Below are 16495 nucleotides of genomic sequence, written 5' to 3' on the forward strand. Positions count from 1 at the left end.
CCGAGACGTTCACCGGTTCGATGGCGGCATGTGAAACTGTATTTGAAGTGAACGGAATATTCGCCTGCTCTGCATAAATAGAGCAAGTACCAGGTTAACGCTTAACCCAGTACACCGCCTCAAACGGCCTCAGGCTCATCTCGCCCGGCTTAGCGGCGGCGTCAGAGTAGTTACTCATCAGCACTTCCCATTCACCGTCATGGCCTTCCAGCTGCAGCCACTGTGCTTCACCGCTGAGGTTAGCGGCAACCACCAGCGTTTGCCCTTCGTGTTGCCGGCTGTAGCTCCACACCAGCGGATGCTCCGGAAGCAGATCCTGATAGTCACCCCAGGTCAGCACCGGCTCAGCCTTACGCAGCTTGATCAGCCGCTGGTAGGTATAGAACACCGAGTCGCTGTCTTTCAGCGCCGTTTCGGCGTTGACCGTCTGGTAGTTATCGCACAGGCCAATCCACGGCGTGCCTTCGCTAAAGCCTGCATTGTTGCCCGCATCCCACTGCATCGGCGTGCGGCTGTTGTCGCGTGACTTGCTGGCGAGAATAGACATCAGCGTGTCGCTGTCGCGCCCAAGCGTGCGCAGCTCGGCAAACATATTGAGGCTTTCCACATCGCGATACTGATCGATGCTGGAGAAATGCGGGTTGGTCATCCCAATCTCTTCGCCCTGGTAGATGTACGGCGTACCCTGCATGCCGTGCAGCACCATCGCCAGCATTTTCGCCGACGTTGTGCGCAGCTCGCCTTCGTGACCAAAACGGGAAACAATGCGTGGCTGGTCGTGGTTACACCAGAACAGCGCGTTCCAGGCCACGTTGTGCATGCCCTGCTGCCAGTGGTTGAAAATGGACTTCAGCTCCACGTAATCTGGTTTTGCCAGCGTCCATTTCTCGCCGCCCGGATAGTCGACCTTCAGGTGGTGGAAGTTAAAGGTCATCGACAGCTCGCTGCCGTCGAGGGCGCCATATTTCTGGCAGTTATCCAGCGAGGTGGAGGACATCTCGCCGACGGTCATCAGGCCGAGCGGCTTAAAGGCATCGCGGCTGAATTCCTGCAGGTACTCATGAACGCGCGGTCCGTCGGTGTAAAAACGGCGGCCATCACCTCCGTCAACGTCGTTCGGGAACTGCTGATCTTTGGAGATCAGGTTAATCACGTCGAGACGCAGGCCGTCCACTCCGCGGTTGGCCCAGAACTCACAGACCTTTTTCAGTTCGGCGCGAACCTCCGGGTTCTCCCAGTTGAGATCGGCCTGCTCGGGGGCGAACAGGTGCAGGTAATACTGCCCGGTTTCCGCCTGCCACTGCCAGGCGTTGCCGCCAAACTTCGAACGCCAGTTATTCGGCAGAACATCCGGCGTGCCGTCGCGCCAGATATAGAACTCGCGATACGGGCTGTGTTTATCCTGTGCCTGCTTAAACCAGTCGTGCTCGGTAGAGGTGTGGTTGAACACCATATCGAGCACCAGCCGAATGCCGCGCTGGTGGGCTTCAGCGACCAGTAAGTCGAAGTCTTCCAGCGTGCCGTAAGTTGGGTCGATGGCGCAGTAGTTGGCTACGTCGTAACCGTTATCTATCTGAGGTGAGACATAAAACGGCGTAATCCAGAGGGCGTCGACGCCCAGCGTCTTGAGGTAATCCAGACGCTTAATCACGCCTTTCAGATCGCCGGTACCGCTGCCGGTCGTGTCCTGGAAACTCTTCGGGTAAATCTGATAGATGACGCCGGTCTGCCACCAAGGAGGAGTGATATTCATAACGAATTCCTGCTAGCTGAAGGGGGGCATTGCTGCCCCCCGGTAAATCGAATTAAACCACCAACAATGTGCCCTGACGTAATTTGCGCTTATACACCACAGATGTCAGAACAATAGGTACGATGACTGCAATAACAATCGCAATAGCGTAGATGCCCCAGAACTTAGGCTGAATGGACAGAATACCCGGCAGGCCACCAACGCCGATGCCGTTTGCCATGACCCCGTTCAGTCCGCACAGCAGGCCGGCCAGGCCGGAACCTACCATCGCGCACAGCATCGGGAAGTGATACTTCAGATTGATACCGTACATCGCCGGCTCGGTGACGCCGAGGTAGGCAGAGATAGCCGCCGGGACGGAGATTTCACGCTCGTTTTGCTTGCGGCTGCAGATAATGATGCCGACAACCGCAGAAGCCTGCGCGATGTTAGACAGCGCAATCAGCGGCCAGACCGGCGTGCCGCCCATGCTCTGAATCATCTGCATGTCGATGGCAAGCGTGGTCTGGTGAACGCCGGTGATAACCAGCGGTGCATACAGGAAGCCAAACAGCGCGGCGCCAACAGGGGCGAAGCTGCCGGTCATCAGGTGACGAACCGCGAAGGCAACGCCGTCACCGATCATGCGGCCGAATGGCCCAATCACGGTGTGCGCCAGGAATACGGCGAGGATCAGCGAGCAGACCGGCACGATAACCAGGTAAAGGTAATCCGGCACGATGCGTTTCATGCGTGTTTCAATGAAGCCGAGCGCCAGGCCCGCCAGCAGCGCAGGAATAACCTGTGCCTGGTAGCCGACTTTCTCGATGGTGAACCAGCCGAAGTTCCACACTTCCGGGATCTTGCTGCCAAGCTCATAGGCGTTCATCAGCTGCGGTGACACCAGCGTGACGCCCAGCACGATGCCGAGGATCGGCGTCCCGCCCATTTTCTTCACCGCAGACCAGCAGATACCCACCGGCAGATAGAAGAAGATAGCCTCGCCAATCAGCCACAGGAAGTCGTACACGGTTTTCAGCGCCGGATACATCTGGGCAAGGGTTTCCCCGTTGCTCATCGGCAGGTCGCCAATCACGTTACGGAAGCCGAGGATCAAACCCCCGCTTATCAGCGCTGGCAGCAGCGGGAAGAAGATCTCCGCGAAGTGCGAGATCAGCTGTTCGTGCCATTTCATGTTTTGGCGGGCCGCCGTTTTGGCCTGCTCTTTGTCGGCGGAGTCGAGCCCGGTAGTGGCAATCAACGCTTTGTAATAATCATCCACATCGGTACCGATAACCACCTGGAACTGGCCGGCGTTGGTAAAGCAGCCTTTCACCATTGGCAGGTTTTCGATCTCTTTAGGATGGGCATTTTCGGGATGGTTCAGTACAAAACGCAGTCGGGTAATACAGTGGCTGACGGTGGCGATATTCTCGCGTCCGCCAACCAGTTCGATCAGTTTATCGATGTCTTGTTGTTTTACTTTGCTCATAAGTAACACCCTGGGTAGGAGGTAATGACCTGTAGTAAGGGTAGCCGGGAATCTATTTTACGAAAATGGGAACGTTCCCGAAATCGGGCGAAGATCACAAAATCCCGCTTAGGGGAGGTTTTATTGCAGGTGGCTTGGGACGACGATTTGCCGCAGCTGTTGGCCCTGGGAGATCTGCCCGATCAGCTGTAAAGCCGCGGCGCGACCGGCTTCGGCATAGCCTGGGTCGACGGTAATAATTTCAGGATGCAGAAACTTCATCAGCGGCGTGTTGCCCACGCTCGCCAGCTTGATCTCGCTGAGGTTTTGCTGCTGGAGATACTTGCTCGCGCCCAGCGCCAGGGTGTCGGTGGCGCACAGCAGGGCGGTGGTTTTCGGGGTCAGCACTTCAACAACGTGGTCGTAACCCTGCTTCATGGCCAGGCCCGGCAGGGCGGCATTAGGGGCAATATCGTGGTCACGGCAAAAAGCGAGATAAGCCTGATGACGGCGGTAGCCGGTGGTTACGTCCCCGTGGGGCACGCCGAGGAAGCTGATGTCGCGGTGGCCCTGCTGGTAAAGCGTCGACATCAGGATCTGAATGGCGCCTTCATCGTCATAACACACCGAGGCGAAGCCGCTGGCGTCTCGCGCCATCAGCACCAGCGTGGAGCGCCAGGGCTGCAGGATTTTCTCGTCGATGCCGGTGAAGCCAAACAGAATCACGCCGTCAATGTTGCGACGGCGCAGCATGCCGAGGTGTTCTTCAACCATGTCCGGCGAAAACTGGCTTTCCATCATGATGGGATCGTAACCCTGCTCGTAAAGAGACGGCAGCATGGTTTGCACCGCCAGGTTTTCCGACAGGGAGTCCAGACGGGTGACAATAATGGCGACAACTTTATCGCTTTGCCCACGCATGGCGCGCGCCGAGCGGGAAGGGGAGAACTCGTGCTGCTGCATCACCGCTTCAACCCGTTCACGCGTGCGGGCGCTGACGCCGCTTTCATTGTTCAATACGCGAGAAACGGTAGATTTCCCAACGCCGCTGAGGCGGGCGATATCTTTAATGGTAAGGCGAGTTTGCATAGCAGTTCTTTTTCCTGGCGGTCACGGTGCAAAAAAGCTCGTTCTTCATCAGGCCTGGCGGCGAGTGCCGCTTCTTTAGGGCCACGAGCGCAGTGATTGTCACTCGTTTGCCACCAACCTGTAATCCTGATTATTTAGAATATACTTAGTAAGAGTAAAATTTTAACTCAGTATCCCGTTCCCACGATGGGCAAAATCTGGTTTACAAAAGGTTTAGTTTCACGGGCGTAGTATACCGGGCATTCTCATTATGCCAGAAGGCGTAATGCTATTTATCTTTCAACGCTACCGGAGATGACATGGAACCCGATCCCAGTCCTCACCCTGAAATAACAGGAATTTTCCGGTAAGCCACAGGTTAACGCCCGCTGCCTTACCGGTTTTGTAAGGCAGTGACGACCCCCTCTTTATACGTCCCTGCTTGTTGATGCTCTCCTGCCTGGTGCAGCTTTGTTGCGCCTGCAGGAAACTTAGGTACCGCTCATGACGGTGCTAAGGACGTTTATGCAATTTAAAAACCTCACCCGTCAGCTGATGTCCCAGCTGAGCCGCCACCTGCCTCGCCGCCTGGTGCAGCGCGATCCTATGCCCGACGGCAACGTCGTGGCCAAAGCCGCAGACATTCCGGCGACGCTGACTCAGGCCTGCCTGAAATATGCCGCCGCCAGCGAAGAGCAGCTCTATATTGAGTTTGGCAGCCATCCGGAAGGGCTCAACGAGCGCGAAGTGGAAAAGGCGCGCGAAGCTCACGGCCTGAACCAGATCCCGGCGCAGAAACCTTCCCCGTGGTTTGTGCACCTTTGGGTTTGCTACCGCAACCCGTTCAACCTGCTGCTAACGGCGCTGGGGATTTTCTCCTACGCCACGGAAGACGACCTGTTTGGCGCAAGCGTTATCGCCCTGATGGTGGTGATTTCCACGCTGCTGAACTTCATTCAGGAAACCCGCTCCACCCGTGCGGCGGATGCGCTCAAGGCGATGGTCAGCAACACCGCCACCGTGCTGCGCGTTATCAACGAACAGGGTGAATATGCCTACGTAGAAGTCCCGCTGGACCAGCTGGTGCCGGGGGATATCGTCAAGCTTGCCGCAGGCGACATGATCCCAGCCGACCTGCGCGTTATGCAGGCGCGTGACCTGTTTGTGGCGCAGGCTTCGCTGACCGGGGAGTCGCTGCCGGTCGAGAAAGTGGCCGTCAGCCGCCAGCACGATCAGCACAACCCGCTGGAGTGCGACAACCTCTGCTTTATGGGCACCAACGTCGTCAGCGGCACGGCGCTGGCTATGATTATCGCCACCGGCGGTAACACCTGGTTCGGGCAGTTGGCCGGGCGGGTCACCCAGCAGGAAAGCGAGCCTAACGCCTTCCAGCGTGGGATCAGTCGCGTTAGCTGGCTGCTGATCCGCTTTATGCTGGTGATGGTGCCGGTGGTACTGCTGATCAACGGCTTCACCAAAGGCGACTGGTGGGAAGCGGCGCTGTTCTCACTCTCCGTTGCCGTCGGCCTGACGCCGGAAATGCTGCCGATGATCGTCACCTCCACGCTGGCGCGCGGGGCGGTGAAGCTGTCGAAACAAAAAGTCATTGTGAAGCACCTCGACGCTATCCAGAACTTCGGCGCGATGGACATCCTGTGTACCGATAAAACCGGTACCCTGACCCAGGACCGCATCGTGCTGGAAACCCACACCGATATCTTCGGCGAGCAAAGCGATCGCGTGCTGCACACCGCCTGGCTGAACAGCCACTACCAAACCGGGCTCAAAAACCTGCTGGACGTGGCGGTACTTGAAGGCGTTGATGCCGACCACGCCCGCACGGCGGTTGCCCGCTGGCACAAAATAGATGAAATCCCCTTCGACTTTGACCGCCGCCGCATGTCGGTTGTGGTCTCCGAGCAGTCAGACGTGCATCAGCTTATCTGCAAAGGCGCGCTGCAGGAGATCCTCAACGTTTGTACTCACGTGCGCCACGGCGACGAGATTGTTCCGCTCAGCGAAGGGATGCTGAAACGCATTCGCAGCGTGACCGACTCGCTGAACAGCCAGGGCCTGCGCGTGGTTGCCGTCGCCACCAAATTCCTGCCTGCCCGCAGCGCAGACTACAGCCGCGTGGATGAGTCAGACCTGATCCTCGAAGGCTACATTGCCTTCCTCGATCCGCCGAAAGAAACCACCGCACCGGCGTTAAAAGCGCTGAAAGCCAGCGGCATTGCGGTAAAAATCCTGACCGGCGACAGCGAGCTGGTCGCGGCGAAAGTGTGCCGTGAAGTCGGGCTGGAAGTCGGCGACCTGATCGTCGGCAGCGACATCGAAGAGATGAGCGATGACGAGCTGGCGCGCGTTGCGCTGCAAACCACGCTGTTTGCCCGCCTGACGCCGATGCACAAAGAGCGCATCGTTCGCCTGCTGCGCGGTGAAGGCCACGTGGTGGGCTTTATGGGCGACGGCATTAACGATGCCCCGGCCCTGCGTGCGGCGGATATCGGTATTTCCGTAGACGGCGCGGTGGATATCGCCCGTGAAGCCGCCGACATTATTCTGCTGGAAAAAAGCCTGATGGTGCTGGAAGAGGGCGTTATCGAAGGTCGTCGTACCTTCGCCAACATGCTCAAATACATCAAAATGACCGCCAGCTCCAACTTCGGTAACGTCTTCAGCGTGCTGGTGGCCAGCGCTTTCCTGCCGTTCCTGCCGATGCTGCCGATTCACCTGCTGATCCAGAACCTGATGTACGATGTCTCTCAGGTGGCGATTCCGTTTGATAACGTCGACGATGAGCAAATCAAACAGCCGCAGCGCTGGAACCCGGCCGACCTGGGCCGCTTTATGGTGTTCTTCGGGCCGCTCAGCTCCATCTTCGACATCGTCACCTTCGGCGTGATGTGGTGGATTTTCAAAGCGAATACCCCGGAGGCGCAAACGCTGTTCCAGTCCGGCTGGTTCGTGGAAGGCCTGCTGTCGCAAACCCTGATTGTGCACATGATCCGTACCCGCCGTATTCCGTTCCTGCAAAGCCGCCCGGCGTGGCCGCTGATGATGATGACGCTGCTGGTGATGGCGCTGGGGATTGCGCTGCCGTTCTCACCGCTGGCTGAGTACCTGCACCTGCAGGCGCTGCCGCTGAGCTACTTCCCGCTGCTGGTGGTTATTCTGGCGGGCTACGTGATGCTGACCCAGGCCGTGAAAGGCTTCTACAGCCGCCGCTACGGCTGGCAGTAATCTCAAAAAATGGCGAGATGTGATCCACATCTCGCCGCCGCCTTGCTGAAAAATCCTTCACGTGATAACAGATTGTTTTTGCTATTTTCTGGCCCGTCACGTGAAAGGATTACTCATGTTCAAATCGCTTCGTTTTAGCCTGCTGGCCGCAGGTATCGCCGTTGCCTGCCAGGCACACGCCACTCCGGCAGGGGACTTACCGCTCATGCCCTGGCCGCAGCAGGTCGAGCTTCCGGCAACGCAGGGCAGCCTGCCGCTGACTAACGCTGTTTCTATCGCCATTAGCGGCGACAAGCTGGACGGGGCCGTCGATCGCTGGCGTCAGCGCATTAGCCTGCAAACCGGCTGGCAGCTACAGCCTGCCGTCACGCAGCCGGCGAAACCCACGATTGCTATCCAAATCAAACAAGTAGTCGATCCGCTGCCTAAAGCCGACAGCGACGAAAGCTATGCGCTAAGCGTCACCGCAGAGGGAGTAAAGCTCACCGCGAACACGCGCTTTGGGGCGATGCGCGGCATGGAAACCGTGCTGCAGCTGATTCAAAATGGCCCGCAGAATACGTCGATTCCTTATGTAGACATTAAAGATGTACCGCGCTTCCCCTGGCGTGGGCTGCTGCTCGACTCGGCCCGCCACTTTATGCCGGTGAACGACATTCTGCGCCAGCTGGACGGCATGGCCGCCGCCAAGCTGAACGTTTTCCACTGGCACCTGACGGATGATCAGGGCTGGCGTTTCGCTTCCACTCATTATCCGAAGTTACAGCAGCTGGCGAGCGACGGGCAGTTCTACACTCAGGCGCAGATGAAGCAGGTTGTGCGCTATGCCACATCGCTGGGCATTCGCGTGGTGCCGGAAATTGACTTGCCTGGGCACGGCTCAGCGCTGGCGGTGGCTTATCCGGAGCTGATGAGCGCGCCGGGGCCTTACCAGATGGAGCGCAACTGGGGCGTTCTGAAACCGCTGCTGAACCCGGCTAACGAAGCCGCCTATAAGTTTGTGGATACGCTAATTGGCGAAGTTACCGCTATTTTCCCGGACAGTTATCTACATATCGGCGGTGATGAGGTAGATGACAGCCAGTGGAAAGAAAACGCCGCCATCCAGCAGTTTATGAAGCAGCATAATCTGGCGGACTCCCACGCGCTGCAAACCTATTTCAACCAGCGGCTGGAGAAGATCCTCGAAAAACATAAGCGTCAGATGATGGGCTGGGACGAGATTTATCACCCGGATCTGCCGAAAAACATTTTGATCCAGTCCTGGCAGGGGCAGGACTCGCTGGGCGCGATCGCGGCTAACGGCTACAAAGGCATTTTGTCGACGGGCTTTTATCTCGACCAGCCTCAGTCAACCGCCTACCACTACCGCAATGAAGTGCTGCCGGTGGGGCTGAACGGCGTGGATCATATTAGCGAAGCCGACAGCGCGCAAAGCTGGTTCTTCAGCATGCCTCGCCTGAAAGGCAGCGCGGTGGAAGGCAGCTTCACGCTGGTGAAAAACGACGGCGGCTGGCGCGGGTTTATCGACTTCAAGGGCAAATCCCGCCGCGCGGTTCACGATGTGAAATGGCTGAGCCCAACCCAGGTGACCTTCACGGTGGATACCTGGATGGGGGAAACTCGCCCGGTTGTGACGGTGGAAAACGACAAGCTTAGCGGCTACTTCCTCGTGGGCAACGTGCGCTATCCGGCCACCGGGCAGAAGCTGGAAGGTGTTCCGGACGGCAAGCAACCTGTGGTGCCGACCGAAGCGCAGATGAGCAATATTCTCGGCGGCGAAGCGGCCCTGTGGGCGGAAAACATCATTTCTCCGCTGCTGGATATCAAGCTGTGGCCGCGTACCTTTGCGGTAGCCGAGCGCCAGTGGTCGGCGAAAGACGTAACCGACGTCGACAACATGTACCAGCGTATGCAGGCGATTGACGCCTGGTCGACGGTGTCCGTTGGCCTGCGTCAGCACACCGAATCCGTCACTCAGCTGACGCGCCTTGCCGGTACGCCGGAGATCATGCCGCTGCAGATCCTCGCTCAGGCGATTGAACCCGCGCAGTATTACACGCGTCAACACCTCAAGTTCCAGGCCGGAAACTACAATCACTTTGAGCCGCTGAACCGCTTTGCCGACGCGTTGGGGGCAGAAAGCGGTCAGGTGAGGGCAATTAATAGCTGGGTGGATAAACTGATTGCCGACCCGGAAGACAGCAACAGCGCGGAGGCGCTGCGCCATATCTTCTCTCGCTGGCAGAGCAATACCCCGGACGTACTGGCGCTGATCGACGGCAATTACGTGCTGAAGCCGCTCAAGCCGGTTGCCGAAGATGTGGATAAGCTTGCCGGGCTGGGCTTAAGGCTGACGGATCTGGTAGCGAAGCAAGGATCGCTCAACGATGACGAGCTTAAGGCCATTCAGGCTCAGCTGGATGCTGCGGCGCAGACTCGAGATGAAGTGGTGATTGCGGCGGTTTATCCGCTGGAAAAACTGCTGCGGGCCGTTGTGAAGTAAGGCAATAAAGTAGCCCCGCGAAAGCGGGGCCAGAAGCAAAAGCGCTGCGGCGAATTAGCGGCGAACGGCGATAGCTTCGATTTCGATTTTCACGTCTTTAGGCAGACGAGCCACTTCCACGCAGGAGCGAGCCGGGAAGGTCGCTTTATGCTCGTTGAAGAAGGCTTCGTAGGTAGCGTTAACGGTCGCGAAATCGTTCAGATCTTTAACGAACACGGTGGTTTTTACGATATCGCCAACTTTCAGGCCCGCGGACTCAACGATAGCCTGCACGTTTTCGAGGGACTGACGAGCCTGAGCGGCTACGTCTTCCGGCACTTCGCCGGTTTTTGGATTAACCGGGATCTGCCCGGAGGTGATGATCATGCTGCCAAGATCTACGCCCTGAACATAAGGACCGATAGCGGCCGGTGCGTTTTCCGTGCTAAGCGTACGTGACATACTTTCTCCTTAGTATTGGATATAAACTCCCGCCCATTATAGGGATGGGAGCTTGCTTGTCATTAGTCGGTCGTTAATCTGCCAGCACGACGTGACGGGCGAACTCTTTCTCGCAATATTTGCACTTCAGGCTGATATCGTCGGCGCGCTGCTTCACGGCGAACGAAGACGCTACCGGCTCGTTGTGGCTGATGCAGTTGGTGTTCGGGCAGTGCAGCACTTTCTCGATACGCTCCGGCAGGCTCGGGGTGCTTTTACCCACCACTTCGTATTCGTCGATGCGGTTTACCGTCGCGTTAGGGGCATACAGCGCCAGCTGGTTCACCTGCTCGTCGGTCAGGAAGGTGTTCTCAATTTTAATCAGATCTTTGCGGCCCAGCTCGCGGGACGGCAGATTCAGGCCGATGGTGATGCGCTGGTCGGTTTTGGTCAGCTGGAACAGCGTCAGCAGCTTAAAGCCAACCTGAGCCGGAATATGGTCGATAACGGTGCCGCGCTTGATGGCTTCAACCTGCAATTTATTATCGTGCGTCATCTTATTGTCCTCTCACTTAAACCAGTTCGCGATTCAAAACCAGCGCCAGCAGCGCCTGGCGAGCAAAAATGCCGTTACCTGCCTGCTGGAAATACCAGGCGTGCGGCGTGCTGTCTACATCGGTGGTTATTTCATCCACGCGCGGCAGCGGGTGCAGCACCTTCATGTTGCTGCGTGCGCCGGTCAGGTCGGCGGCGCGCAGGATAAACTGCGCCTTAACGTTGGCGTACTCGGACGGGTCGAGGCGCTCTTTTTGCACGCGGGTCATGTACAGAATATCCAGCTCGCCTACCACGTCGTCGATGGACTCATGGCGGCTCCAGGCAATCCCTTTCTCATCCAGCATATCGAGAATGTACTGCGGCATCGCCAGCGCGGCCGGGGCGATAAAGTAGAAGCGGTTGCCGTTGAACTTCGCCAGCGCCTGGGCCAGAGAGTGCACGGTGCGGCCATATTTCAGGTCACCGACCATGGCGATATTCAGGTTTTCCAGGCGGCCCTGGGTTTCCTGAATGGTGAACAGGTCCAGCAGGGTTTGGGTTGGGTGCTGGTTGGCACCGTCGCCTGCGTTCAGAACAGGGATCTCACCGGAAAACTCGGTGGCCAGGCGAGCCGCACCTTCCTGCGGGTGGCGCATCACGATGGCGTCAACGTAGGTACTGATGACGGAAATGGTATCCGCCAGCGTCTCGCCTTTCTTGCCCAGCGAAGTGTTGCTGCTGTCGGAGAAACCCACCACCGAAGCGCCCAGGCGGTGAATGGAGGTTTCAAAAGAGAGGCGGGTGCGGGTGGATGCTTCAAAGAAGCAGCTGGCGATAACCTTATGCTTCAGCAGCTCCGGCTGCGGGTTAGCCTTCAGCTTTGCCGCGGTTGCCAGCACCAGTTCAAGTTCTTCGCGACTGAGATCATTGATGGAAATGATGTGTTTTTTATAGAGCGGGTTAGTCATGTTTCTCTCCTGTTCTCGGTCCGACGGGCAAAAAAAAGGCCCCTCAACGAGGGGCCTTAGCAATTTGGGAATTTAGAAATTCGACGCTGCAACGGGAAGAAAAACGCCCTGCCGCGTCTGTTTTCAGACGGCGCGCTGCGGCATTTTTTTGAACACAGTGGACCATGCTTCCTCCCGGCAAATTGTGGCGCATTATACGCGCGTACGTGTTCTCTGCAAGCGCTAAAATCACACTTTTTAGGGGGGCGGCAATCGGTTGCGGCGAGCCTATGCTAAACCCAGCGTGCGCATAATACGGTGATGCACCTGCGGCGTTTTGCGGATCTCACGGGGGGCAATCCACACGACGCTGCTGCCGGCGACCACGCCTAAAATCTCGGCGATGGCGTGGTGATCGAGTATTTTTGCTATCGCTCTGCCGTAGCCGGATACCGTATGAACCATCACAAACTCGCGGTTGTGCTCAACGCTGATAACCATTTCGGCCACCGAGCGTGCCGCATTCGGCTGCGGCAGGGTCATCGGGCTGAGGGCATAGATCTTTTGTCCTTTAGCGTTACGCATTTTGATGACGCCCAGCAGCTTGAGCAGGCGGGAGACGGTGGACTGGCTGATGGCTTCAAAGCCGTGCTGCTTCAGGTCATGACGTAGCTGCTCCTGGGAGTGATAGCTCTTATGGCTGATGAGCTGCTGGCATAGCTCAAGCTGGCGCTGCTCTTTCTCGGACGAGAGTCGGGAGATCCTCATGATATTCACCACTCCTTTGATTGCTGGCGCGTTACCAGACATGGTGGATGTCTGAAACCGTTTGATAGAAAAGCCTTTGCCGATCTTATCGTTTAAAAATATCGTCAATTTGTTGAATTAAAGAACTTAACGCCACTAATGTGGCGTTAATGTCGTCAGGATATCTGTAAATTTCCGCTTATCACCAGTTTTAATGTCCACGCGGCCAGCGCCAGGATGGCAATCGCTATGGCCAGCTCATAGCTTTTCAGCAGCGGTTGGCCCTGGGACTTTTTCTGCCACAGGAACACCAGAATCCCAGGCGTAAACAGCAGCGAGCTCAGCAGCATTGAGTCACCGGCGGCGTAACAGAGCCAGAAGCCGTAAACCGTCGCAATCAGGCCAAGCACAATGCCACCGGTGCGCGATTCGCCCTGTTTGTAGCGTTCTCCGGTCCAGGCCAGCTTTAACCCGTAGGCGGCGCTGAACAGGTAGGGCGGCAAAATGGCCGCGGTGGCGATGGAAAACAGCGCCTGATAGCCCGCGGCGTAGAACAGGGTCAGGATCAGGAAGATCTGAATTAAGCCATTGGTGATCCACAGCGAAAATGAGGGCGAATGGCGGGCATTTTCTTTCGCAAAAACTTTGGGGAAAATGCCGTCAATAGCGGCGACACGCGGTAATTCTGCGGCGAACAGCGTCCAGGCCAGCAGCGCCCCGGCAACCGAAAGAATCACCCCGCCGGCAACGAACTTAGCGCCCCACGGCCCGACCACGCTTTCCAGCACGCCGGCCATTGACGGGTTTTTCAGCCCGGCCAGGCTCGCCTGATCGAGAATGCCCATCGACAGCACGCTAACCAGCACGTAAATCGCCAGCGCGCCCAGCAGCCCAATAACCGTGGCCTTACCGATATCCTCACGTTTTGCGGCACGTGCGGAAACGACGGTCGCCCCTTCAATACCGATGAACACCCAGGTGGTCACCAGCATGGTGTTTTTCACCTGATCGAAAATCTCCGGGCGTGACCCTTCGACCAGCATCATGCGGCCCCAGAAATCTGCCGTGAACACGCCAATCCGGAAGGCAATCAACACCGCGACGATAAACACCAGCAGAATAATGACCTTCACCACGGTAAGAATGGTGTTGATATAGGCGGCTTCACGCACTCCTCGAAGCACCAGGGCATGAACTAACCAAAGCACGATGGAGGCGCCGATAATCGACGGCAGGTTGTTTCCATCGCCAAAAACCGGGATGAAAAAGCTCATGGCGCTGAACAGCAGCACCGCATAAGAGACGTTGCCGAGCCAGGCGGAGAACCAGTAGCCCCAGGCGGACTGGAAGCCGATAAAGTCGCCAAACCCGGCGCGGGCATAGCTGTAAACGCCGCCGTCAAGATCGGGGCAACGGGCGCTGAGATTCTGATAAATAAACGCGAGGCAAAGCATGCCCACGCCGGTAATCACCCAGCCAATCAGCAGCGCGCCGGGTGAGGCTACTGAAGCAAAGTTTTGCGGCAGGCTAAACACGCCGCCGCCGATCATTGAGCCTATAACCAGCGCAACCAGCGCGCTGAGCCCGAGTTTTCTCTCACTGCTTGCGGAGGTGTCTGTGGCACCTTCATGGGTAACATCGGCCATTTCCTTTTCTCCCGCTGCGCCAGGCAGCATAAGGGCAAAACGGGCAGCGAGAGGTTCTCACTGCCCGACAGCGTTACGCGCCGAGCGTGGCAACCATCACGGCTTTGATGGTGTGCATACGGTTTTCGGCTTCGTCGAAGACGATGGAGTGTTTTGACTCAAAGACCTCTTCGGTCACTTCCAGCCCCTTCAGGCCGTAGGTTTCTTCGATCTCTTTGCCGACTTTGGTGTGTTCGTTGTGGAAGGCGGGCAGGCAGTGCATGAACTTGACGTTCGGGTTGCCGGTCGCGTTGAGGACGTTCTGGTTAATCTGGTACGGCGTCATGATGCTCACGCGTTCGGCCCAGGCTTCTTTAGGTTCACCCATCGAAACCCAAACGTCGGTGTAGAGGAAATCTACCCCCGCAACACCCTCCGCTACGCTGTCGGTCAGCATAATGCGCCCGCCGGTTTCTTTGGCGATGGCGCGGCATTGTTCGACCAGCGCCGCCTCAGGCCAGAAGGCTTTTGGCGCTACCAGGCGAATGTCCATGCCCATCTTGGCGGCACCCACCATCAGGGAATTGCCCATGTTGTTGCGGGCATCGCCGAGATAGGCGAAGGAGAGATCCTTCAGTTTTTTGCCCGGCGCATGTTCCAGCATGGTCATCAGGTCGGCGAGGATCTGGGTCGGGTGGAATTCATTGGTCAGCCCGTTCCACACCGGCACGCCCGCGAATTCTCCCAGCTCTTCGACGATGTCCTGGCCATAGCCGCGGTATTCAATCCCGTCGTACATGCGCCCCAGCACGCGAGCGGTGTCCTTCATCGACTCTTTATGGCCGATTTGCGATCCGCTTGGCCCGAGGTAGGTCACCAGCGCGCCCTGGTCAAACGCGCCGACCTCAAAGGCGCAGCGGGTACGGGTGGAGGTTTTTTCGAAGATCAGCGCGATGTTTTTACCGCATAGCGTTTTTTTCTCAGTACCGGCCTGTTTGGCGGCCTTCAGGTCACGAGCCAGGTCGATGAGGTACTGAATTTCTGCAGGTTTAAAGTCGAGGAGTTTCAGGAAATTACGGTTTTTTAAGTTGATAGTCATTTTCGTTATCCTTGAAGAGTAATAGTTTGCTGACCCTCACCCCGGCCCTCGCCCTAAAAGGGAGAGGGGGGAAGTGCAGGCGACTCTGTTTTATCCCCTCGCCCTAAAAGGGAGAGGGGGGAAGTGCAGGCGACTCTGTTTTATCCCCTCTCCCCTCGGGGGAGAGGGTTAGGGTGAGGGGTTTTCACCGCCCCCGAATAAGCGTGCCTTTCTCACCGGCCAGAATCGCCGGGCCATCTTCCAGCGCGCCAATCCCGGCGATGCCGTGGCAGCTGGCGACAAAGCGGCTGCAGGCGGCCACTTTGGGGCCCATCGATCCGGCGTCAAAGCTCATCCCTTCCAGCTCAGTCGGTGTCACGCTGGTGAGCGGGCGCTGCGCCGGCGTGCCCCAGTTGAGGTAAACCGCGTCGGCGTCGGTCAGGATCAGCAGGGCGTCGGCCTCTATCTGGCGGGCCAGCAGCGCGGCGGAAAGGTCCTTATCAATGACCGCTTCAATCCCGTGGTAGCCGTCGGCTTTCTCCACCACCGGCACTCCGCCGCCGCCGTTGCAAATGACCAGATGGTCACGCTGAATCAGAGCCGTAATGGCATCGCTCTCGACGATGCGTTTGGGCTGCGGTGACGGCACCACGCGGCGGAAATACTGCCCGTCAGCTTTTACCGACCAGCCTTTGTCACGCACCAGCTCATCCGCCTGCTCCTTGCTGTACACCGGGCCGATATACTTGGTCGGATTGCTGAAGGCCGGGTCCTGCGGATCCACTTCAACCTGCGTCAGCAGCACGCTGACTTCACGGTCAGGCAGATGATTTTTCAGCGCCTGCTGCAACATGTAGCCGATCATTCCCTGGCTCTCTGCGCCAAGAACGTCCAGCGGATAAGGGCTCACGTTTTGGTAGGCGCTGTTTTGCAGGGCAAGCAGGCCAACCTGCGGGCCATTGCCGTGCACCAGCACAACGCGCCAGTCGCTGGTGAGCCGGGCGATAGTTTTCGCCGCCAGCTCGATGTTTTTGCGCTGCAGGTCGGCTTCCAGCGGTTCTCCGCGTTTCAGCAGAGCATTCCCGCCGAGCGCCACAACCAGCGTGGGTTTTAGTTCCATA

At 57.6% G+C, this 16495-nt stretch carries 12 protein-coding genes; 2 read left to right on the plus strand and 10 right to left on the minus strand.

The features are described 5' to 3' along the window. Positions 1-94 precede the first annotated feature (94 nt). From treC to treR, 3 genes are all read right to left on the minus strand, one after another. Positions 95-1753: an alpha,alpha-phosphotrehalase gene (gene treC, locus HX778_RS06080; RefSeq protein ID WP_176981517.1), complete on the minus strand. Its 1659-nt coding sequence runs from the start codon at positions 1751-1753 to the stop codon at positions 95-97. Between the two features lie 52 nt (positions 1754-1805). Continuing rightward, positions 1806-3224 carry a PTS trehalose transporter subunit IIBC gene (treB, locus tag HX778_RS06085; protein WP_038478582.1) on the minus strand — a complete coding sequence of 473 codons (1419 nt, stop codon included), beginning with the start codon at positions 3222-3224 and terminating at the stop codon, positions 1806-1808. A 120-nt stretch (positions 3225-3344) separates the two neighbouring features. Beyond that, positions 3345-4292 (minus strand): trehalose operon repressor TreR, encoded by a 948-nt coding sequence (treR, locus tag HX778_RS06090; protein ID WP_176981518.1) that lies wholly within the window; start codon positions 4290-4292, stop codon positions 3345-3347. A 504-nt stretch (positions 4293-4796) separates the two neighbouring features. Here treR and mgtA point away from each other — a divergent pair. After that, positions 4797-7514: a magnesium-translocating P-type ATPase gene (gene mgtA, locus HX778_RS06095; protein WP_176981519.1), complete on the plus strand. Its 2718-nt coding sequence runs from the start codon at positions 4797-4799 to the stop codon at positions 7512-7514. Between the two features lie 115 nt (positions 7515-7629). Beyond that, positions 7630-10020, plus strand: a complete 2391-nt coding sequence (locus HX778_RS06100; protein WP_176981520.1) for a beta-N-acetylhexosaminidase — start codon at positions 7630-7632, stop codon at positions 10018-10020. Positions 10021-10074: 54 nt separating this feature from the next. Here the strand turns inward: HX778_RS06100 and ridA are convergent, their stop codons facing one another. From ridA to HX778_RS06135, 7 genes are all read right to left on the minus strand, one after another. Then, positions 10075-10461, minus strand: coding sequence for a 2-iminobutanoate/2-iminopropanoate deaminase (ridA, locus tag HX778_RS06105; RefSeq protein WP_038478595.1), 387 nt, complete (start codon positions 10459-10461; stop codon positions 10075-10077). A gap of 73 nt (positions 10462-10534) precedes the next feature. Further along, positions 10535-10996, minus strand: a complete 462-nt coding sequence (gene pyrI, locus HX778_RS06110; protein WP_176981521.1) for an aspartate carbamoyltransferase regulatory subunit — start codon at positions 10994-10996, stop codon at positions 10535-10537. Between the two features lie 16 nt (positions 10997-11012). After that, the gene (gene pyrB / locus HX778_RS06115; RefSeq protein ID WP_038478601.1) at positions 11013-11945 is read right to left on the minus strand and encodes an aspartate carbamoyltransferase; all 933 of its coding nucleotides are present in this window, start codon (positions 11943-11945) and stop codon (positions 11013-11015) included. Positions 11946-12212: 267 nt separating this feature from the next. Next, positions 12213-12692 carry an arginine repressor gene (locus tag HX778_RS06120; protein ID WP_038483150.1) on the minus strand — a complete coding sequence of 160 codons (480 nt, stop codon included), beginning with the start codon at positions 12690-12692 and terminating at the stop codon, positions 12213-12215. A 155-nt stretch (positions 12693-12847) separates the two neighbouring features. Next, complete coding sequence (gene arcD / locus HX778_RS06125; protein WP_176981522.1) at positions 12848-14317, minus strand: arginine-ornithine antiporter; 1470 nt, start codon at positions 14315-14317, stop codon at positions 12848-12850. 73 nt (positions 14318-14390) lie between these two features. Continuing rightward, positions 14391-15395: an ornithine carbamoyltransferase gene (gene argF / locus HX778_RS06130; RefSeq protein WP_038478609.1), complete on the minus strand. Its 1005-nt coding sequence runs from the start codon at positions 15393-15395 to the stop codon at positions 14391-14393. 184 nt (positions 15396-15579) lie between these two features. Continuing rightward, positions 15580-16494: a carbamate kinase gene (locus HX778_RS06135; protein WP_176981523.1), complete on the minus strand. Its 915-nt coding sequence runs from the start codon at positions 16492-16494 to the stop codon at positions 15580-15582. Position 16495 lies beyond the last annotated feature (1 nt).

Origin of the sequence: Cedecea sp. P7760 (assembly GCF_013386425.1) — a bacterium.
Taxonomy (GTDB): domain Bacteria; phylum Pseudomonadota; class Gammaproteobacteria; order Enterobacterales; family Enterobacteriaceae; genus Cedecea; species Cedecea selenatireducens.

Bases quoted from the DNA above. Each gene is read 5' to 3' on its own strand.
- treC (WP_176981517.1), bottom strand. From the start codon at position 1,753: ATGAATATCACTCCTCCTTGGTGGCAGACCGGCGTCATCTATCAGATT.
- treB (WP_038478582.1), bottom strand. From the start codon at position 3,224: ATGAGCAAAGTAAAACAACAAGACATCGATAAACTGATCGAACTGGTT.
- treR (WP_176981518.1), bottom strand. From the start codon at position 4,292: ATGCAAACTCGCCTTACCATTAAAGATATCGCCCGCCTCAGCGGCGTT.
- mgtA (WP_176981519.1), top strand. From the start codon at position 4,797: ATGCAATTTAAAAACCTCACCCGTCAGCTGATGTCCCAGCTGAGCCGC.
- HX778_RS06100 (WP_176981520.1), top strand. From the start codon at position 7,630: ATGTTCAAATCGCTTCGTTTTAGCCTGCTGGCCGCAGGTATCGCCGTT.
- ridA (WP_038478595.1), bottom strand. From the start codon at position 10,461: ATGTCACGTACGCTTAGCACGGAAAACGCACCGGCCGCTATCGGTCCT.
- pyrI (WP_176981521.1), bottom strand. From the start codon at position 10,996: ATGACGCACGATAATAAATTGCAGGTTGAAGCCATCAAGCGCGGCACC.
- pyrB (WP_038478601.1), bottom strand. From the start codon at position 11,945: ATGACTAACCCGCTCTATAAAAAACACATCATTTCCATCAATGATCTC.
- HX778_RS06120 (WP_038483150.1), bottom strand. From the start codon at position 12,692: ATGAGGATCTCCCGACTCTCGTCCGAGAAAGAGCAGCGCCAGCTTGAG.
- arcD (WP_176981522.1), bottom strand. From the start codon at position 14,317: ATGGCCGATGTTACCCATGAAGGTGCCACAGACACCTCCGCAAGCAGT.
- argF (WP_038478609.1), bottom strand. From the start codon at position 15,395: ATGACTATCAACTTAAAAAACCGTAATTTCCTGAAACTCCTCGACTTT.
- HX778_RS06135 (WP_176981523.1), bottom strand. From the start codon at position 16,494: ATGGAACTAAAACCCACGCTGGTTGTGGCGCTCGGCGGGAATGCTCTG.